Genomic DNA, 18,860 nt, shown 5'->3' with positions numbered 1-18,860 from the left:
CCTCAGAACTTGAGATGGTTGTCTTGGTCCGCTGCGGCCAGGGCTCCGATTCCTGCCCTGAAGTCCAGCATCCGGTTCTTACGCCTGTCCGGCAGTTTGTTCAGACGGCGGATCAGCACCTGGATGTCCAGCGGAGCCGCCGCGGGCGATCCGTCCCCGTCGTGATCACGGACGTATCTGATGGCCTCGGCGAAGGCCGGCGAGACGTGCAGCATGCGCACCAAGCGCCTGACGGAGTCGCGGTTGACGTTGACAAGGCTGCCGGCCGTGGGCGCGGGCGGCTCCTCCAGCGGTCCTGCCGTATAGGTCAGCGGTCCATGGCCCGTCGGCTGTTTCTCCCGCCACGCCTCAGCCCCTCTGTCGTAGCGATACGTACCCCAGGTGGCGGTGATGGAGCGAGGGAATCCCTTGACTGTGCTCTGGTGCCAGGTGAGGTCGATCTGGTACCAGACCATGCGCTGCTTGTCGTGACGGGTCTCGTCGCTGCGCCGCACCTCCTTCTCCGGGTACTGCTCGATGCCCCATTTGAATTCAGGATTGTTGACGGAGTTCCGGGCCGGCACCAGGTTGGACCCGAGAAACGGTCCGCCCAGCTTCTCGGTGAGCAGGTGCATCCGGACCCAGCGGCTACTGCGATCCGTATTGAGATCGTACTTGTTGAGATACCTGAAACCGATGGGTTCCTGGAGCAGGCTTGAATTCGCCTTCTGTCCGTGCGTCTCGGCAAAATTCTTGTTGAGGTACTGTGCCTTGAAGTTCTTGGCCAGTGCGCCGTTGACGAAATTCGGTGTGCGGGGCGCCGGAAACTTCGGATCCGGCGGGTCCGTCAGGTAGTCGGTGTGCTCGATGTAGTCGTTCGTGTCGAGATCCTCGGCCTTGGTGTAGCCGTTGGTGACCGGCGCCGACGGGTTCAGCGTGGCCTCGATCTCGAACTCCGGATCACCGATCTTCGCCAGACGCGTGAGCCGGTACCACGACCGCAGCCTCTCCAGCAGCTCTCTGTCGACTTCCGGGCTCATCCCCTTGGCCAGTTTCTTGCGGATGACGGGGCGGATACGCGCGACGATCTCCGCGAGCCGCTTCTCCTTCTGCGCCTCCTCCTCTTTCCGACGCTTGTCCTTGTCGTCCTCCTTCTTGGGTCTGCCGGGTCCTTCTTTGTCCGGCTTGTTCCCAGGGCGGCGGGGAGGGTGCTCGTCCGGCTTCGGCCTGTGCGGCTTCTCGTCCCCGTCGCGCTTGGGCCGCTTCGGGTCGTCGTCCTTGTCGTTCTTCGGCCTCTTCGGGTCGTCCTCGTCGTGCTTCGGCCGCTTCGGGACCTCGTCCTTGCCATGCCTCGGCTTCTTCGGGTCCTCGCTCCTGTCGCCGGGGCGCCTCGGCGGAGTCTGCTTGCCGTCGTCCTTGGGCCTGGCCGGGGTCTCCTCCTTGGGCCCGGTCGGCTCGCTCTCCTTGGGCCTGCCGGGTTCCTCGCCCTTGGGCCTGGTCGTGCCCGGGGTCCCCGCGGTGTCCTTCGGGCGCCCGGGGGTCTCGTCCTTGGCCGGAGTCCTCGGCTTCGGCTCGGGCTCGGGCCTCGGCTTGGGGCGCGGCTCCGGCTTCGGCTTGGGCCTCGTTGCCGGGGTGGGGCGGGTGTCCTGCTCGCCCGAGGGCCGGTCGGCGGGGCGGTCCTTCGGGCGGGTCGCGGCCGGTTCCGCCGGCTTCGGGCGGGCCGGGGTGTCGGTGTCGGACTTCGGCCTGTTCGGGGTCGCGGACGTCTCCTGGGGACGGGTCGCCGCGGGGGTCCGCTCGGCCGGACGGTCGCCGCCGCGGGGCGCGCCCTCGTCCTCCGCGCCCCCCGCCGGGCGCCGCCCCGGGCCCTCGCCCTCGTGGCCGCCGCGGAAGAGTTTGGCGGCGATGCCCTTCAGGCGGCGGCCCACTTTGGCGACGTATTTGCCGATGGCGTTGAGGAGGTATTGGTAGGCGAGTTCGAGGAGGGCGACGACGCCGGCCGCGACGGCCTTGGCGAAGAGGAGGCCCGCGCCGCCGAGGCGGACGGCCAGCAGCCAGGACAGGACCGCGCCCATGGCCCGCAGGATGGCGCCCAGGGCGCCGATGGCGGTGCGGATCGCGTCGATGACGGCCATCACCCAGCCCGCGCCGGGAATCAGCTTCGCGATCACCTTGGTGATGACGATCTCGCCGATGATGAAGGGGAGCTGGGGCACGATCGCGTCCCAGGTCTCCTTCACGATCCGTTCGAGGGAGAAGCCGCCCTTGACGAGCTTGTCGATGATCGCCCTGGGGATGCCGAGGATCTCCTGGATCTTCTCCTGGAACCACTGCTTGACCGCGGACTGCACCTCGCGGAACAGGTGGTGCTGCGCGCCGTCGACCGCCGAGTTCTTGGCGCCGCTGAGCCAGCCGCCCGGGTCGTCCAGGAAGTCGACCGCGATCATCATGAACTGGCCGAGTGCGCCCAGGAGTTTGGAGGCGTAGTCGAGGATCGTCTTGACCGCGTCGATGATCGACTTGATGACGTCCATGAGCATCTTCTTGAGGATGTTCAGGATGTCGCCGAGCATCTTCGCGAGCTGGTCCAGCAGGTCGGTGACCAGTTGCCTGAGCTCCGCCGCGAGGCGGGTGACGAAGGCGATCGCCGCCGCGACCAGGTCGGTGATGAACTTGCGGATGCGCGCGGCGAGTTCAATGATCTCGCGGACGAGTTCGACGGCGAACTCGATCAGGTCGTCGATCAGGCTCTTGATCGTGTCGACGATGAACGCGCGCGCCTCGTTGATCCAGCGCTCGACGGTGTCCTTGAAGTTCTTGATGAAGTTGACGACGGCGTCACGAGCGTCCCGGATGATCCGGACGATCGCGTTCTTGATCTCGATGACCTTCTGCTTGATCCAGTCGAAGGCTTTCGACAGCCAGTTGCCCGAGTCCTGGGCCGCGCTGTCCGTCTTGCCCTTCGCGTCCGTCTCGGCCTGGTCGCCCTTGTCCTTGATCTGTCTGTCGCTGTCGGTCTTCTGTCGGGTGACGTCGTCGTCGGTCTTCTTCTCGCGGTCCTGGACGTCTTTTCGGACCTTGTCCGCTCGGTCGCTCTTCTTGTCGCCGAGCTTCTTGAGCGACTGGTCCTGGTCCTTGCGCCAGTCCTCCCGCCGCGCCGTGACGTCGTCGAGGGCCTTCGTCCGCTGGGCCGCCTGGTCCTTGGTGTTGCGGCCGATCTCCGTGTCGACCTGCTGACGGTGCCTCGTCTGCGTGTCGCGGGTGTCCTTGTCCTTGGTCTGACGACTGGTCGACATGCCCTTCTGGCCCTGGCTGAACGCCGCCTGGAACTCCGGACCCTTGTCGTGCTCGGCCACCGCGGAGGCCGCGTCCGCGGGTACGGCACCGGTGGCGGCGGAGGGTACGGCAGCGCCCTGGCCCCCGGCCGCGCCGGGCACCTTCCCCTTCAGTTCCGCCTGGGGAGCGTCCGGGTAGACCTGGTCCTCGCCCATCCCACGGCCGGAGTCGTCCCGAGCCGTGTCGACCGTGTCCTGGCCCTTGGTGTCGACGGCGGCACCCTGCTCGTCGGATGTCTGCTGGGCCGCGCCCTGCATCTGCACCCCGGGCGCATTGCCCGCCTGGGCCTGCTTCAGGGCCTCGTCCTTGGTGGGCAGACCGGCGAACTTGGCGGCCAGCTCCTGCTTGTCGACCTTGAAGCCGAGCTTCTCGGCGAGCCAGCCGATGCCGAAGCCCAGCGCCATCTTGAAGGTCTGCCAGCCGCCCGGCTCCTCGGCCTTCTCCGCCTCGATCTGCCCCTCGGGCTCCTTCGCGCCCGTGACCTGGGCGTTCTCCTGCTCCGGTGCCTGCGACTTCTGGGCCGGATCCTGCGAGTACCGGGCAGGCGCGTCGGTCTTCGGCTTGCCTTCGAGGGTCTGCGGGGCGCCCGTCGGGCGCTGCATGGCGGGCGGCGCGGCGGCGAGCTGCTGGTGCTCGTCGCCCACGCTGCGGTCGACCGAGCCGCTCACTCCGCCCATCGCCGTGAGGGCCTTGTCGGGCTTGAGGGTCGCGGCCGTGCTCAGTCCGGCCTCGGGCGAGAACTGGGAGAGGTTCGGGGCCGAGGCGGAGTCCTTCTTCCCCTTGCCCCTGCCCTTGCCGGCGGGCTTGCTCGCGACGCCCGCAGCGGGTGGTGCGCTGGATGCGGATGAGGCGGGCACTGCGGGCCCAGGGGCCTTCTCCGGTTGCGGGGCCGCACCGATCGCGTCCTCGGCTGCCTGGGCGGTGGCCGCCGAGCCAGGGGAAGCGGAGGGAGACGGCTTCGGGACCGGGGGCGCCGGTCGGGGGGTCGTCCTGGGGACGGACGCGGGCTGCGTGGGCGTGGCACGGTCCGGCTCCGGCTCCGCCGCGTTCCGCGCGCCGCTGGTCGCGGCACCCGGCCGGTCGGCGTTGGAACCCCCGGTGATCTGCGAGTCCCCGGCGGCCGGGGAGGCCGAAGCGTCGCCCGTACGATCGTTCGCCGCGGCCGGAGCCGATCCGGTTCCCGGTTCCGATGCGGTTCCCGGTTCCGATGCGGAGCGTGATTCCGATCCGGATCCAGGTCCCGCTGCCGATCCGGTCTGCGGCCGGTCTTTCTGTCCTCCGGCGGCCGTTCCGGCCACCGCCTGGGGTGAGCCCTTCTCCTGGGCGGCACCGTTGCCGTCCGGGGCGGCCGTCCGCTGAACCGGGGTCTGGACGGTGACGGGACCGGCCTTCGGGTCGTCGCCGTGCCTCGGATCCTTCGATACGGCACCGGTGTCCGGCAGTTCGGCGGCCTTGTCCTCGGGGTCCAGACCGGCGAGCAGGGTGTCACCGGGCCCGCCCACCGTCTCCGGAGAGAGCGACGGCGCGGGCGCCGGTTCGGCGGCCGGTACCTCCTCGACGTCCGCCTGCGCCGCCGCGTCCTCGGCGTCCTCGGCGTCCCGCTCCGCCTGCACCTGGTCGGCCCTGGTGGGCGGCGGTGCCGGGAAGGACGGCAGGGCGGCGTCCGCTCCCTGGTCCGCCGTCGGCACCCCGGACACGTCGGGGTCCTGCGCCGGCAGGTGGTCCTCCGGCTGGAGGGTGACGTCCCAGGCGCTGGGTTCGGCGCCGCCCGCCTCCACCTCCGAGGTGCTGTCGGAGAGCGCGCCCTCGTCGTCGGCCGCCTCCTCCGGTCCGTCGAGGTCCTGGCTCCGTACGCCGTCCAGGCGGCTCGTCGACGTGGGCAACGGGATGTCGGTACCGGCCCTGGGCGAATCCGTCGGCCGGTCGGTGGCCGGTTTCTCCGCCGACGGGACCTGCCGCCCGGCCGCGAACTGGTCGGCGGCCCCGGGCCGGTTGCGCGCGGCGGACTCCTCCGCGCCGGCGACGGGGACCCCCCGCTCGTCGGCGGTCTCCTGGCCGGCCTCCTGCTGAGCCTGCTGGTTCTCGCCGCCCTCCCGCTGCCCCTGCGGGTCCTGGCCGCCTGCGTCGGCTTCCCGGTCCTGCGGCTGTTCCCGTGGCTCTGGCACGGCCGTGTCCGTTGCCGTGGCGGTGTCAGCGGCCGTGGCCGTGGCCGTCTGCGTGGCCGCCGGCGTCTCGTCCCGCACCCCGGCCGCGGGAACTCCCGCCCCACGCGCCGAGCCCGCCGGCTGCTGCTCCCGCCGCTCCCGGGCCTCGGACTCGGCCCGTGCCCGCCGCGTCCGCTCCTCGGTCCTGGTCCGCTGCTGCGCGCGGGTGCCGCCGTTGAGGGGCGTACTGCCGGGCGCCCCCTCCCGCTCGGCCCGTTCCTTCTCCGGGCCGGAGGCGGTGACCGGCCGGTCCCGGTCGTCCCGGTCCTGCCGGGCCCGGCGCTGTGCGCTCGCCCGCTCGTCGCGGACCTGTTCCGCCGTGTCAGGTTCGACCTCAGGGGCGTCGTGCGCGTCGCTCTCCACGCGGTCGTCGGCGTAGTCGTCGTACGCGTCGATGTCGTCGACGAGGTCGAGGACCCGGTCGTGTTCGGGGGCGAGCAGCCGGCCCTCCAGCCGGACGAGGACGCTGTCGAGCAACTCGGCGGGGAGTCCGGCCAGTTGTCTGCGGGTGCGCTGGGAGAGGTCCTCGGGGTCGCCGCGCAGGGAGCGGACGAGGGAGTTGGCGAGCCGGTCCACGAGGGTCGCCGGGTCGATCGCCTCGGCGCGCCGGCGGTCGGCGTCGACGGTGGCGTAGCGCAGCCAGCCGGGGGTGGCCTGGCCCTCCCGCACGGGCGGGGCGGTCTCGTCGCGGACGGCCGCCTCGGCCTCGCGTTCGATCGCCTGCTGCGGCAGGCTCACCGCGCCCAGGTCGCGTCCGGCCCGCAGCGCGCCCAGGCCGTGCGGGTTCTGCACGGTGTGCTGGAGCTCGTGGGCGAGCAGCCGCCGGCCCTCGTCGGTGCCGGGCCTGAAGGCGCCCTCGCGGAAGAGGATGTCCTGGCCGACGGCGACGGCGTCCGCGCCGAGCAGTTCGGTCAGCCGACCGGCGTCCCGGCCGGTGTGCAGCCGTACCCGGCCGAGGTCGTGGCCGAGCTGTTCCTCCAACTCGCGGCGCAGCCCGGGGTCGAGGGGCTGTCCGGCGCCGCTGACGATGTTCTTCGGCTCGAGGGTACGGGACGCGGCGGCCCGCTCCCGGCGTTTACGGTGGCGCTGCCCGGCGCTCTGCTCCGCCTGTGCGTCCTGCTGGGCCCGGGAACTCATCGGCTCACCTCCCCGTGGCCGCTGAGCCCTTCGTGCACGGCTCGCGCCAGTTCCTGGCCGAGGCGGCGTGCGGACAGCCCGGCCGGCAGGGGCGGCAGCCCGGACAGCGCGTCGACGGCGAGCGGGCCGTCCGCGGCGAGCGGCACGCCGTGCAGCCGTACCAGCCGGGTCAGTTCGGTCTCGAACGCGGCCGAGACACGTTCCGGGTCGGCCCGGAAGCCGTCCAGGACCAGCTCGCCGATCTCCACCCGGATCGCCGAGGGTTCGTCGGCAGGACTCACACCCATCCGCGGACCTCCGTCGGCGTCAGGGAGCGCTCCAGTTTCAGGTACTCGGTGCGGGCCGCGGCCAGCATGTGCCGCATCTGCAGCCGGTCGCCCTCCTCGGCGGCGAGGAACGCCCCGGACAGCGCGATGTTGCGGATCGAGCCGCCGGCGACGGTGAGCTGGGCCAGCAGCCCGGGGTCGATGTCCTTCACCGGGGCCTGCGGCGGCAGCACCCGGCGCCAGATCTCGGCGCGCTCCGGCTCGCCGGGGAAGGGGAAGTCGACGACGAAGCGGATGCGCCGCAGGAACGCCGTGTCCAGGGCGCTCTTCATGTTGGTGGTGAGGACGGCGAGGCCCCGGTAGGCCTCCATCCGCATCAGCAGATAGCTGACCTCCAGGTTGGCGTACCGGTCGTGGCTGTCCTTGACCTCGCTGCGCTTGCCGAACAGGGCGTCGGCCTCGTCGAACAGCAGCAGGGCGCCGCCGCGTTCGGCGGCGTCGAAGACCCGGCGGAGGTTCTTCTCGGTCTCGCCGATGTACTTGCTGACGACCTGGGAGAGGTCGATGACGAAGAGGTCGAGGCCGAGTTCCTTCGCCATGACCTCGGCGGCCAGGGTCTTCCCGGTGCCGGAGCCGCCCGCGAACATGGCGGTGACACCGAGGCCGCGGCGCAGGGTGCCGGCGAACCCCCACTCCTGGTGGACGGTCGCCCGCTGCCGTACATGGGCGACGATCTCCCGGAGCACGGTGGTCTGCCGTTCGTGCAGCACCAGGTCGTGCCAGCCGGCCCTCGGTTCGATGCGCCGGCCCAGGTCGTCCATGCCGATCCGGGCCTCGTCGAGCCCGGCCCGCCAGGCGAGTTCGGCGACGTCCAGCTCGTCCTCGTACGGGAGCCGGTGCCGTACCGTGGCCGCCGCGGCGCGTACGACGTGCGGCGGCAGCTGGAACTGGGCGACGAGGGACCGGAGTTCCCGCTGGTCCAGGTCGGTGTCCGCGAACGCGCCCGCCCACAGGCCGAGTTGCTCCTCGTCGTCCATGCGGGGTACGGCGACCCGGGCGCCGTGGGACCGCTCCGAGCGCAGCGGGTCCTCGCTGGACACCACCACCGGTACGGCGGCCGAGGCCAGGAACGACTCGGTCGCCGCCCGCTGGTCGCGGTCCAGGTCGGCCGCCTCGACGAGCAGCGCGGCCGGCAGCAGGATCGCCTCGCGCTGCCAGAGCCGGGCGAGCCGGTCCCGCTCCACGGGGTCGGTGGGGAGGTCCGCCGCGCTCATCGCGTACGTCCCGAGCCCCGCGCGGGCGGCCGCGGCGGCGGCGATGTCGGCCCGGCTGCGCGGATCGCCCCCGGTCAGCTCGACGGTCGGCGTCCCGGCCGGGTGCGTCCAGCCCTCGGCGAGCCGGTCCGCCGCCAGGTCGTACGACGGCGGCAGCGCGTCCGGCACCGGCGCGCGGCGCAGCTGGCCGTGCAGCCGGGCGTCCAGGTACGGCGAGCCGAGCAGGAAGTGCAGGATGCGTTCGTCGAGCCGCAGGCGTGAGGTGGTCAGCCTGGAGTCGTCGTCGAGCTCGACGATCCGCCAGCGCCGCAGCGGCGCGACAGGCGTGAGCGCGCTCCAGTGCGGTTCCGCGAGCGCGGCGAGGGCGAGCGAGAACGTGGGGTGCGCCCGCTCCGGATCACCACACGCGGCGGCACACCGAGCGGCGGCCGTGGGCTCCAGTTCGTGAGCGGCGGTGAGCAGAACCAGGTCACGTTCGAAGGGCGTGAGGCTGAAACAGGCGACCAGGGCGTCTAGGGGGGCGGTGCCGGGGGCGTCGACGGAGACCGGGGCGGTGCCGGGACTGTCGGTGGAGACCGGGGCGGGGCCGCGACCGTCGGCGGAGACCGGGGCGGGGCCGGGGACGTCGGCGAAGGCCGGCGCGGCGCCGGGACCGTCGACGGAGACCGGGGCGGGGCCGGGGACGTCGGCGAAGGCCGGCGCGGCGCCGGGACCGTCGACGGAGACCGGGGCGGGGCCGGAGGCGTCGGCGAAGGCCGGCGCGGCGCTGGGACCGTCGATGGAGACCGGGGCGGGGCTGGGACCGTCGGCAGTGACTGGAGCGGGGCCGGGACCGTCAGCCGAGACGGGGGCGGTGCCCTCGTCCCCGGGGGCGGGCGCGGGTGCGGGCGGGTCGGGGGGCGCGGACGGTTTCGGTGGGGTCGGTGCGGCACCGGTGGCGCGTGCCGCGTGGGTGTCGACGCGGGCCAGGACGCGCCGGATCTCCGCGGTCAGCGTCGTACCGCCCGCGCGGCACGCCGTGACCGCCGGCTCGTACGCCGCCATGTCCGCTCCCGCCCCCGTCGTCTGCATGTGTCTCAGCGCTCCGTGCCGTCGTGGTCCGACCTGCGCGGAGCGCTCTTCGGGGGTGTCTGGCGCGCCTGCCCGCCGGTCCCGGTCGTGGACCTACGGGCTCGGGCAGGGGCCTTGGCCACGGTCTTCTCCGCCTTCTCCGGCTTCTCCGCCTTCTCCGCGGACTTGGCGGGGGCCTTCGGCGGGGTCTTGGCCGCCGTCTTCGCGGGCGCCTTCGCGGGCGTCCTCGCGGCGGTCTTCGCGGGTGCCTTCGGGGCGTCCTCCGCGCCCGCGCCCTCGGCCTCGCCCTCACCAGCGCCCTGATCCGCCGTCCCCGTCGCCGCCCCGAACGGCAGCACCCGCACCTCGGGCCGGTCCACCGGCCTGCGCGGCGCCGGGGTCTCGCGGCCGTCGATGAGGACGAGGGCCGCCTGGTAGACGACGGACAGGGTGTACGGCGTCTGGTAGAGCATCCCCCACAGCTTGGAGGTCTCGTCGACGTCCATCACCGAGGGCGCGAAGCGGATCCGCTGCGCGGCCTCGGCCAGGTCGCTGCCCGCCAGGTAGGGGCGTTCACCGGCCTGTTCGACGACGTCCTTCGGCAGGACCGGTATCTCGTGCAGGGTGCGCACCACGGAGCCGATCAGCCGCTGGCCGACCAGTTCCTTCTCGTCGCCGTACGCGCTGATCAGATAGTGCAGGTCGACCGCGGCGGCGGGCCGCCTGACGAGGGTGCCGTCGGACGCCCGGGTGGGCAGGTCGTCGTTGCGGCGGGCGGTGTTCGGGGTGACCTGGTAGAGGAACACCGAGATCGTCGGCTGCTCCAGCTGCGGATCGGCGGGCGGCTTGCGCGGCTCGACCTTGACGGCCTCACCGAACTCCGGGCCCACGTTGTTCTCGATGAGGAGCGCGAGGGCTTGAGTAACGTGCGCGATGGCGAGTGCGTTGCTCATGACGTCAGTTCCTCGGTCCCTCTCGGTCTGCCAGGTACTCGGCGAGGCCCAGGGCGGCCCCGGCCCGCTCCTTCGCGGGCGGGCGGCGCCGGCCGTCTCCGGCCGCCGCCGCGGTCACTTCCAGCCGCCCGATCTGCACCTGGACCACCTGCTCGGCGGCGGCCCGCGCGGGTCGCCGGGCGGCGGCCTGCCGTACGGCGTCCCGGGCTGCCGCCGTGTCGGCGGCGCGGGGTCGCGGCGCCGCCGACACGGCGTCGGGGACGGCCTCCGTACCCGGGGGGACGAACACGGGCGCGGAGATCGGTGACGGTTCCGGCCGCGCACGCCCCGCCGGGGGCCGTACGGCGCCGGACGCCGACGGTCTCGACGCCGCCGCCGCTGCGACGGGCGCGGCGGGCCGCAGCAGCGGCGCCACGGGACGCCGTACCGCGGGCTCCGCGGGCGCGGCCGGCGGCTCCCGGTGTACGACGGTCCGCTCCCGTTGCGTGTGCGTCGTCCGCGTCTGCCCGAGCGCCGGCCCGGGTGCGGCCGTCTCCGGTACGGCGGCCGGTGCGGTCGTGGGCCAGAGCGGCGCCGCCGTCCCGGGTGCCGTGGCCCGGACCGCCTCGACCCGCTCGAACGGGCCGGGCAGCCGGGGGCGTACCCGGGTCGCGGACGGTCGCGGGGCGGTGTGCCGGGCGATCAGCCGGTCGAGGAAGTCGGGGGCGTCCGGGGTGTCAGGCATCCGCGCACAGCTCCAGGTAGTAGCGGCGCCGCAGCGGGCTGAGCGCCAGGATCTCCGGCTCGCTCCACCCGTAGGCGGTGGCGAGCAGGTGGACGTCGAGCAGCACGTCCCGGGCCCAGGAGTCCAGTTCGGTCCAGAGGTAGGACGCGATGTCCAGCTCGGCCCGGGTGGCCGCGCCGCACTCGGGGCAGGCGACGTTGAGCGTGAGGTCGGCGCCGGGGTCGGCCGCCTCGACGGCCTCGGCGATCCGGCGCTGCACCGGCGCGGGCAGCTCCGCCGCCGGCACGGCCGTGCCGTGGTGGGCCGCCGACACCAGGCACCGCGCGAGCAGCGCCGCCCGCGGGTCGGTCGCCCGGGCCACGGCGTGCAGGTCGGCGACGGAGGGCAGCCTGAACTCGGCGTCCCAGCCCCCCTCCTGAATCCGCACAACCCGCCCACCGTCCCGCCCGAACCCGCCCCGCTCGCCGTCCCGATCGGACGCGCCCCAGTCGCCGTCCCGATCGGACCCGACCCGCTCACCGCGCCCGCCCTGCCCACCGGGCCCACCGGCCATGCCAGACCCACCGGCCTCGCCAGGCCCACCGCGTCCGCCAGGCCCACCCGGCTCACCACGCCCACCCTGCAGGCCCGGCCCACCAGGCACGCCCGGCCCACCAGACCCACCAGACCCACCGCATCCGCCAGGCCCACCCGGCTCACCACGCCCGCCCTGCAGGCCCGGCCCACCAAGCCCACCAGGCACGCCCGGCCCGCCCGGCCCACCAAGCCCACCGCATCCGCCAGGCCCGCCAGGCTCACCACGCCCACCCCGCCCGCCGAGCGAGCCCGCGAGTTCCCCGGCGTCCAGGTCGAACTCCATGTCCTGGCCGCAGGCGGCGCAGGCGAGGCGTACCTCCATCCGCTCGCCGAACAGCGCCCGGCGCAGTGTGATCAGGTCCGCCTCGCGCTCGCCGGCCGGCAGGGCGGGCAGCGCCGCCGCGTCGGCGTCCGGGCGTGCCGCGCGGTGCAGCAGCAGCGCCCGGCCGACGGGCGCCTCGCCGAGGCCCGCCTCCCAGGTGGCCAGCAGGTCGGCCGCGGCCATGGCCCGCTCCCCCGACACCCGTCACCTCACGCCGGGTTGAGGAACGAGGGCTCCTCCGGCTCGGGCACCTCGTAGTCCCGTTCCCAGCCCTCGCACTCGAGTTTCAGCGACTGGATGGCCACCGCGTTGGCGTTGGCGTCCATCTCGCCGAGGACCTGGTACTCGCTCGGCCAGGTCCGGTACAGCTTGTGCGAGACGGCGACCTGCCCGGCCTCGTTGAGGACCTGGATGACGATGTCCTTGCGGAAGTCGGCCAGGGACACCTCGGCGCCCAGGCCCGCGCCGACCTGCCAGACCTTGTTGGCCCAGCGGTCGAACTCGGGGTCGTGGGTGACCCCCCGCTCCAGGGTGATGCCGTCGAACTCGGAGCGGCCCGGCGACTTGCGCGGGGAGGAGGGGTCGCCGCCGTTGCGGTGCTTGACGACCTCGGTGGTCCGCTTCAGCGGACTGATCTTGCTGATGCCGGCGACCGTCCGACCGTCCCACAGCACAAGGAACTTGAAGTTCTTGTAGGGGTCGAAGCGGTGCGCGTTGACCGTGAACTCAGCCATCGGATTCCTTCAGCTCTCCCTGAAGCGCTAGAGCGCGAACTGGCCGGACGTCTGCTGGATCCTGACGACCACGAACTCGGCCGGGCGGACCGGCGCGATGCCGACGAGGACGTTGACGACACCGGCCGCCACGTCCTCGGCCGTCGTGGTCTCGCTGTCGCACTTGACGAAGTACGCCTCGCGCGGGGTGCTGCCCTGGAAGGCGCCCTGGCGGAACAGCGTGTGCAGGTACGAGGAGGCGGCCAGCCGGATCTGCTGCCACAGGCTCTCGTCGTTGGGTTCGAACACCACCCATTGCAGGCCGCGTTGGAGGCTCTCCTCCACATGCAGCGCGAGCCGCCGTACGGGTACGTACTTCCAGTCGCTGTCGAGGGCGTCGGAGCCCTCGAGGGTGCGCGCGCCCCAGACCAGCGGGCCGGTGACGGGGAAGGTGCGCAGGCAGTTGACGCCCAGCGGGTTGAGCAGCCCGGTCTCCCGGTCCGTCAGGTCGACGGTGAGCGCGTGCACGCCGACCAGCTGCGCGTCCGTGCCCGCCGGGGCCTTCCACACGCCCCGCTCGGAGTCGGTGCGCGCGATGACACCGGCGATCGCGCCGGACGGCGGGAAGGCCCGCAGCCGCCCGGTGAGCGGGTCGGTGAGCTGGAGGTGCGGGAAGTACAGGCCCGCGTGGTTGCCGCGGACGGGGTCGAAGGCGGCGATCCCGGCCCGGGCCGAGTCCACGCTCACCCAGGTGGCGGGCGCGTCGACGAGCAGGAAGATCCGCCGCTCCTCGCACAGCCGCTGCGCCGCCGAGACGACGGTGAGGGCGTCCTCGGTCTTCTCGTACGAGGCCAGTTCGGGCAGCGCCAGCAGGTTGACGTCGGGAATCCGGCGCAGCGCCTGGATGCCGGTCTTGCCGGCCTCGGAGCCGATGAGGTCGCGGGGGCCGGGGGCCTCCCCGTCCTCGCCGCCCTCCAGCGGGAACACCGGCGGGTTGACCGAGGCCTCCAGGCCCAGGTCGTTGGCGCACTGGCCGAGGAAGCGGACGACGTCCTCGGGGTCGGTGGAACCGGCGACCACCTGGATCCGGCGGCCGAAGGCGGTGACCTCGACGCCGGCGAAGGCGTGCTTGCCGGGGGCGTCGGGCAGCGCGCGCAGCCTGCGTTCGAGCAGCAGCGCCAACTCGGCCACGGTGGACGGGGCTTCGCCGTCGCAGTCGGGGTCGTAGAGCTTGAACTCTCGCTCCACGTCACCGATCTTGACGGTCAGGTCGACGGCGAGGTCGGGCAGTTCGCGGCCGAACGGCTTGGAGACCGTGCCGGACGGGTCCGGGCGCCCCTCGCCGACCGCCTCGACCCGGATCAGCCGGGAGCCGGCGTTGACGACGGTCGGCGCGTAGCTGCCGCTGCCGGTGTCCATGGACAGGCCGGTGAAGCTCTCATGGGCGTCGCCCCGGGCGTCGTGGACCCGCAGGTTGAAGGTCTTCTCGCAGTCCGGGGTGTCGTAGTCGACGGCGACGCGCAGGCCGTTGCCCCAGACGCCGGGTTCCTTGGCGTGGACCTCCAGGACCCGGCTCTCGCTGTGGCCCTCGGTGGACTCCAGGACGACGCGGGCGGCCTTGCCGCTGCCGGACCTGGCGACGCGGACGATCACGGCGACGGTGCCGCCGTTGCCGAAGAACTGGTGGACCGCGTAGGAGAGCGGGCTCTGTGCGCTCAGGCCGCCGAACCGCCGCTCGAAGTCGGTGAATCCGGTGACGCGCACCGGTTCGTTCAGCGGGCCGCGCCGGGTGTGTCCCACGAACGCGGTCACCGAGGTGGTCACGGCGGAGACGGTGCGGGTGCTGCTGGGAAGCTCTTCGACGTAGACGCCCGGATACGTCGGCCTCGCGGCGCTCACGGCATTCGTCGGCATTCCCCCTCCTATCCCTTCTCAGGCACCGGATGGCAGGCACCAAGAGGCGGCAGAGGGAGAGGTCGTGCTCGAAGCGCGCGGCGGTCGGTCCCGGCGCGCACGGTGGCGCCGGCCACGCACTTCGGATCAGTTTCCCCCGTCAGTACCCCGGACGGACGGCCGCCCGGGTCAAGCACGCACGCTTGTGACTCCTGATGCTCAAGTGCCCCTCCACCTTGGGGAGTCGGGCGTTGCAGGAGCAAGGTGGGTTCACGCCAGCCCGAAGGGAGGTTCGATGAAGAGCGACTTCCGCAACGCGCACACGATGAGCACGTGTCGGATCAGGTGGTTCACAGAATGCACACAGCCGATGGTGCAGCAGAATGGTCCCCATGTCCCGACGTACCTCGCAATCCCGGCGGCAGCACGGCTCCGCCGCAGATCACAACCCCTCCTGCCCTTGCGGTCCTGCGGAGACGTACGAAGAGTGCTGTGGCCGATTCCACCGGGGTGCGGCCACCGCCCCCACGGCCGAACGCCTGATGCGCTCCCGCTACTCCGCCTTCGTCAAGCGCGACGAGCCGTACCTCCTGCGAACCTGGCATCCGCGAACGCGCCCGCCCCGGATCGACTTCGACCCGGGGATGCGCTGGACCGGCCTGGAGATCCTGGACGCGACGGACGGCACCGCCTTCCACACCACCGGCACGGTGACGTTCCGCGCGTCCTTCAAGGGCGGTTCGCTGCACGAGCGCAGCCGGTTCGAGCGGGTGGCGGGCGACTGGGTCTACGTGGACGGGGAGTTCCCCGAGGAGCACGGCTAGGGCGCGAGGATGTCCAGTTCGTGCAGGGCGCCCACGGTGATCTCGCGGGTGAGCTGTTCCGCGCGGGTGGCGTCGCCCTCGCGGACCGCCTCGGCGACCTGGACGTGGAGGGTGACGGCGGCCGGGTCGGGGTCCTCGAACATGACCTCGTGATGGGTGCGGCCGGCGAGGACCTCGGCCACGACGTCGGCGAGGCGGGCGAACATCTCGTTGCCGGACGCGGCGAGGATCACGCGGTGGAACGCCATGTCGTGGACGAGGTACGCCTCCAGGCGGTGACCGCGCGAGTTGGCGACCATGCCGAGCGCGCACTCGGTGAGTTCGGCACACTGCTCGGGCGTGGCGTGCCTGGCCGACAGGCCGGCCGCCACCGGCTCGACCGCCGAGCGCAGCACGGTGAGGGAGCGCAGCTGGTGCGGGCGGTCGGCGCCGGCCAGCCGCCAGCGGATGACCTGCGGATCGTAGACGTTCCACTCGGCCTTGGGGCGGACCGTGACGCCCACCCGGCGGCGGGACTCGACCAGGTGCATGGACTCCAGGACCCGGACCGCCTCGCGCATCACGGAACGTGACACCTGAAAGTGCTGGGCCAGCTCGTCCGTGCGCAGCACGCTGCCCGGCGGGTACTCCCCCGCGGTGATCGCGGGGCCGAGGGTGTCCAGTACGCGGCCGTGCAGCCCCCGGCCAGGTGTGCTCATGCACTCAGCGTACCGAGTGGATCACAGCCTCAAAAAGTCAGACTTATTTGTCACACACTCTTGAATTCGTCGTACCTAATGGGTTTCAGTGTGGCCGACACCGGATGACGTACGCCGGTGTCTCTCGTCGAGGAAGACAGCGAGGCAGTGATGGACACCCCCCACGTCGTCGTGGTGATGGGCGTCGCCGGCACGGGCAAGACCACGATCGGTCCGCTGCTCGCCGCCCGGCTCGGCGTCCCCTACGCCGAGGGCGACGACTTCCACCCGCCGGCCAACATCGCCAAGATGTCGGCCGGGCACCCGCTCGAGGACGCCGACCGGTGGCCGTGGCTGGACGCCATCGGCGGCTGGGCGCACGGGCGGGCGGGGCTCGGCGGGGTGGTCAGCAGCTCCGCGCTGAAGCGGTCGTACCGCGACCGGCTCCGGGCCGCCGCCCCCGGCATCGTCTTCGTGCACCTCACCGGCGACCGCCGGCTCATCGAGGACCGCATGGCGCACCGGCAGAACCACTTCATGCCGACCGCGCTGCTGGACTCCCAGTTCGCCACGCTCGAACCGCTGGAGGCGGACGAGCCGGGCGTCGCCGTGGACGTCTCGGGCACCCCCGAGGAGATCACCGCACGGGCCGTGCGCGCGCTGGACGCGCTGCCCGACCTCACCCCGCAGTAGCCCCACAGCCCCTCCTCCCTCACCCCCATATCTGCAAGGGAACCCCCGTGACCAGACTCAGCGTCGAGATGCTGGCAGCGGACACCGTCGCGCCCATCACCTCGGCCGGACATGCCCGACTCGGCATCGCCGTCCTGTTGGGCATAGCCGTCATCGTCCTGCTCATCACCAAGTTCAAGCTCCACGCCTTCCTGGCGCTGACCATCGGCTCGCTCGCGCTGGGCGCGTTCGCCGGGGCACCGCTCGACAAGGTGATCACCAGCTTCACCACCGGCCTCGGCTCCACGGTCGCCGGCGTGGGTGTCCTGATCGCGCTCGGGGCGATCCTGGGCAAGCTCCTCGCCGACTCCGGCGGCGCCGACCAGATCGTCGACACGATCCTCGCGAAGGCGGGCGGCCGTGCCATGCCGTGGGCGATGGTGCTGATCGCCTCCGTGATCGGCCTGCCGCTCTTCTTCGAGGTCGGCATCGTGCTGCTCATCCCCGTGGTGCTGATGGTCGCCAAGCGCGGCAACTACTCCCTGATGCGCATCGGCATCCCGGCCCTCGCGGGCCTGTCCGTGATGCACGGCCTGGTGCCGCCGCACCCCGGCCCGCTGGTCGCGATCGACGCGGTCGGCGCCAACCTGGGCGTGACCCTGGCCCTCGGCGTCCTGGTCGCCATCCCGACCGTGATCGTCGCCGGTCCGCTGTTCTCGAAGGTCGCCGCCCGCTGGGTGGACGTCCCGGCCCCCGACCGGATGCTGCCGCAGCGCCCCTCGGAGGACCTGGAGAAGCGCCCCGGCTTCGGCGCCACGCTCGCCACGATCCTGCTGCCGGTCGTCCTGATGCTGGCCAAGGCCCTGGTGGACATCGTCGTGGACGACCCCACCCACACCGTCCAGCGCGTCTTCGACGTCATCGGCTCCCCGCTGATCGCTCTCCTCGCGGCCGTGCTCGTCGGCATCTTCACGCTGGGCCGGCCGGCCGGGTTCTCCCGGGAGCGGATCTCGCGGACCGTCGAGAAGGGCCTGATGCCCATCGCGGGCATCCTGCTGATCGTCGGCGCGGGCGGCGGCTTCAAGCAGACGCTGATCGACTGCGGTGTCGGCCAGATGATCCTGGAGATCTCCAAGGACTGGTCGATCCCGGCGCTGCTGCTGGCCTGGCTGATCGCGGTGGCGATCCGTCTCGCGACGGGCTCGGCGACGGTCGCCACGGTCTCCGCGGCCGGCCTGGTGGCCCCGCTCGCGGCCGACATGTCGACCACCCACGCCGCCCTCCTCGTCCTCGCCATCGGCGCCGGCTCGCTCTTCTTCAGCCATGTGAACGACGCCGGCTTCTGGCTGGTGAAGGAGTACTTCGGCCTGAGCGTCGGCCAGACCCTCAAGACCTGGTCCGTCATGGAGACGATCATCTCGGTGGTCGCGGGCGGTCTGGTCCTCCTCCTGTCCCTGGTGATCTAGCCCCCCTCACGAACCGGGAGCGGTACGACGATGACGGCTCACCCCCTCTTCGACATCGGCGGCCGGACCGCCCTGGTCACCGGCTCCAGCCGGGGCATCGGCCTCGCGCTGGCCCGGGGGCTGGCCCAGGCCGGCTGCACGGTGGTCCTCAACGGGCGGGACGAGGACCGGCTGGCCGAGGCCGCCGCCGGGATCCCCGGCTCCCGTACGGCCGCGTTCGACGTGACCGACGGGCCCTCCGTCGCCGCCGGCATCGCCGACGTCGAGGAGCGGGTGGGTCCGCTGGACATCCTGGTCAACAACGCGGGCATGCAACTGCGGGCCCCGCTCCTGGAGTTCACGGACACGGACTGGCACCGCATCCTGGACACCAATCTGACCAGCGCGTTCCTGGTGGGCCGGGAGGCCGCGCGCCGGATGACCGCGCGCGGCCACGGCAAGATCATCAACATCTGCTCGCTGCAGAGCGAGGTGGCCCGGCCCGGTATCGCGCCCTACGCGGCGACCAAGGGCGCACTGAAGATGCTCACCAAGGGCATGTGCGCCGACTGGGGCCCGCGGGGCGTCCAGGTCAACGGCCTCGGCCCCGGCTACATCGAGACCGAGCTGACCCGGCCCCTCGTCGACGACGAGGAGTTCAGCGCCTGGGTGCGCCGCCGCACCCCGGCCGGCCGCTGGGGCCGTACGGAGGATCTGGTGGGCGGGGTGCTGTTCCTCGCCTCCCCCGCCGCCGATTTCGTGAGCGGACAGGTGCTGTACGTCGACGGCGGCATGACGAGCGTGCTGTGAAAGGG

At 72.5% G+C, this 18,860-nt stretch carries 13 protein-coding genes and 1 pseudogene; 5 read left to right on the top strand and 9 right to left on the bottom strand.

Annotation, left to right across the window (positions count from 1 at the left end; genetic code table 11):
• Positions 1-2: 2 nt before the first annotated feature.
• The 6 genes and pseudogenes from ACGFZS_RS28250 to ACGFZS_RS28225 all read right to left on the bottom strand — a co-directional run.
• A complete protein-coding gene (locus ACGFZS_RS28250; protein WP_393797473.1) occupies positions 3-6,656 on the bottom strand; it encodes a DUF4157 domain-containing protein in 6,654 nt (2,217 codons plus the stop codon).
• Positions 6,653-6,943, bottom strand: a complete 291-nt coding sequence (locus ACGFZS_RS28245) for a hypothetical protein (protein WP_365685621.1) — start codon at positions 6,941-6,943, stop codon at positions 6,653-6,655. The genes ACGFZS_RS28250 and ACGFZS_RS28245 overlap by 4 nt, the downstream gene beginning before the upstream one ends.
• The gene (locus ACGFZS_RS28240) at positions 6,934-9,267 is read right to left on the bottom strand and encodes an AAA family ATPase (protein ID WP_393797472.1); all 2,334 of its coding nucleotides are present in this window, start codon (positions 9,265-9,267) and stop codon (positions 6,934-6,936) included. Before ACGFZS_RS28240 ends, ACGFZS_RS28245 begins: the two co-directional genes overlap by 10 nt.
• Before the next feature lie 5 nt (positions 9,268-9,272).
• Entirely contained in the window at positions 9,273-10,199 is a 927-nt protein-coding gene (locus ACGFZS_RS28235) for a DUF4255 domain-containing protein (RefSeq protein ID WP_393797471.1), read from the bottom strand.
• Positions 10,200-10,203: 4 nt separating this feature from the next.
• Positions 10,204-10,923 (bottom strand): hypothetical protein, encoded by a 720-nt coding sequence (locus ACGFZS_RS28230; RefSeq protein WP_393797470.1) that lies wholly within the window; start codon positions 10,921-10,923, stop codon positions 10,204-10,206.
• Positions 10,916-11,353, bottom strand: a pseudogene (locus ACGFZS_RS28225) (hypothetical protein); the annotation flags it as partial. The gene ACGFZS_RS28230 and the pseudogene ACGFZS_RS28225, both read right to left, overlap by 8 nt.
• On the opposite strand from ACGFZS_RS28225, the gene ACGFZS_RS28220 reads away from it, so the two are divergent.
• Positions 11,288-12,079 carry a hypothetical protein gene (locus tag ACGFZS_RS28220; protein ID WP_393797740.1) on the top strand — a complete coding sequence of 264 codons (792 nt, stop codon included), beginning with the start codon at positions 11,288-11,290 and terminating at the stop codon, positions 12,077-12,079. The pseudogene ACGFZS_RS28225 and the gene ACGFZS_RS28220 overlap by 66 nt on opposite strands.
• Here ACGFZS_RS28220 and ACGFZS_RS28215 read toward each other — a convergent pair.
• The gene (locus ACGFZS_RS28215; RefSeq protein ID WP_355717858.1) at positions 12,031-12,555 is read right to left on the bottom strand and encodes a phage tail protein; all 525 of its coding nucleotides are present in this window, start codon (positions 12,553-12,555) and stop codon (positions 12,031-12,033) included. The genes ACGFZS_RS28220 and ACGFZS_RS28215 overlap by 49 nt on opposite strands.
• Before the next feature lie 27 nt (positions 12,556-12,582).
• Complete coding sequence (locus tag ACGFZS_RS28210; RefSeq protein WP_393797469.1) at positions 12,583-14,448, bottom strand: phage tail sheath family protein; 1,866 nt, start codon at positions 14,446-14,448, stop codon at positions 12,583-12,585.
• Positions 14,449-14,819: 371 nt separating this feature from the next.
• Here ACGFZS_RS28210 and ACGFZS_RS28205 point away from each other — a divergent pair, with 371 nt between their 5' ends.
• Complete coding sequence (locus tag ACGFZS_RS28205) at positions 14,820-15,251, top strand: YchJ family protein (protein WP_393797468.1); 432 nt, start codon at positions 14,820-14,822, stop codon at positions 15,249-15,251.
• Here ACGFZS_RS28205 and ACGFZS_RS28200 read toward each other — a convergent pair.
• On the bottom strand, positions 15,248-15,949 hold the full coding sequence (locus ACGFZS_RS28200) for a FadR/GntR family transcriptional regulator (protein ID WP_393797467.1): 702 nt from the start codon (positions 15,947-15,949) through the stop codon (positions 15,248-15,250). The genes ACGFZS_RS28205 and ACGFZS_RS28200 overlap by 4 nt on opposite strands.
• Before the next feature lie 150 nt (positions 15,950-16,099).
• Here ACGFZS_RS28200 and ACGFZS_RS28195 point away from each other — a divergent pair, with 150 nt between their 5' ends.
• From ACGFZS_RS28195 to ACGFZS_RS28185, 3 genes are read left to right on the top strand one after another with little or no spacing between them, the layout of a single operon-like run.
• On the top strand, positions 16,100-16,621 hold the full coding sequence (locus ACGFZS_RS28195) for a gluconokinase (protein WP_393797466.1): 522 nt from the start codon (positions 16,100-16,102) through the stop codon (positions 16,619-16,621).
• A 47-nt stretch (positions 16,622-16,668) separates the two neighbouring features.
• Positions 16,669-18,066, top strand: a complete 1,398-nt coding sequence (locus tag ACGFZS_RS28190) for a gluconate:H+ symporter (protein WP_365685641.1) — start codon at positions 16,669-16,671, stop codon at positions 18,064-18,066.
• Between the two features lie 30 nt (positions 18,067-18,096).
• A complete protein-coding gene (locus ACGFZS_RS28185; RefSeq protein ID WP_393537732.1) occupies positions 18,097-18,855 on the top strand; it encodes an SDR family oxidoreductase in 759 nt (252 codons plus the stop codon).
• The last annotated feature ends 5 nt before the right edge of the window (positions 18,856-18,860 follow it).

It is taken from the genome of Streptomyces sp. NPDC048288, assembly GCF_043201555.1.
GTDB lineage: Bacteria > Actinomycetota > Actinomycetes > Streptomycetales > Streptomycetaceae > Streptomyces.
The sequence above is the reverse complement of the archived record's forward strand: the minus strand, read 5'-3'. Positions and strand labels throughout refer to the sequence as shown.

What these genes read in the sequence shown, in the direction of transcription:
- ACGFZS_RS28250 (WP_393797473.1), bottom strand. Translation starts at nt 6,656, where the DNA reads ATGAGTTCCCGGGCCCAGCAGGACGCACAGGCGGAGCAGAGCGCCGGG.
- ACGFZS_RS28245 (WP_365685621.1), bottom strand. Translation starts at nt 6,943, where the DNA reads ATGGGTGTGAGTCCTGCCGACGAACCCTCGGCGATCCGGGTGGAGATC.
- ACGFZS_RS28240 (WP_393797472.1), bottom strand. Translation starts at nt 9,267, where the DNA reads ATGCAGACGACGGGGGCGGGAGCGGACATGGCGGCGTACGAGCCGGCG.
- ACGFZS_RS28235 (WP_393797471.1), bottom strand. Translation starts at nt 10,199, where the DNA reads ATGAGCAACGCACTCGCCATCGCGCACGTTACTCAAGCCCTCGCGCTC.
- ACGFZS_RS28230 (WP_393797470.1), bottom strand. Translation starts at nt 10,923, where the DNA reads ATGCCTGACACCCCGGACGCCCCCGACTTCCTCGACCGGCTGATCGCC.
- ACGFZS_RS28215 (WP_355717858.1), bottom strand. Translation starts at nt 12,555, where the DNA reads ATGGCTGAGTTCACGGTCAACGCGCACCGCTTCGACCCCTACAAGAAC.
- ACGFZS_RS28210 (WP_393797469.1), bottom strand. Translation starts at nt 14,448, where the DNA reads ATGCCGACGAATGCCGTGAGCGCCGCGAGGCCGACGTATCCGGGCGTC.
- ACGFZS_RS28205 (WP_393797468.1), top strand. Translation starts at nt 14,820, where the DNA reads ATGTCCCGACGTACCTCGCAATCCCGGCGGCAGCACGGCTCCGCCGCA.
- ACGFZS_RS28200 (WP_393797467.1), bottom strand. Translation starts at nt 15,949, where the DNA reads ATGAGCACACCTGGCCGGGGGCTGCACGGCCGCGTACTGGACACCCTC.
- ACGFZS_RS28195 (WP_393797466.1), top strand. Translation starts at nt 16,100, where the DNA reads ATGGACACCCCCCACGTCGTCGTGGTGATGGGCGTCGCCGGCACGGGC.
- ACGFZS_RS28185 (WP_393537732.1), top strand. Translation starts at nt 18,097, where the DNA reads ATGACGGCTCACCCCCTCTTCGACATCGGCGGCCGGACCGCCCTGGTC.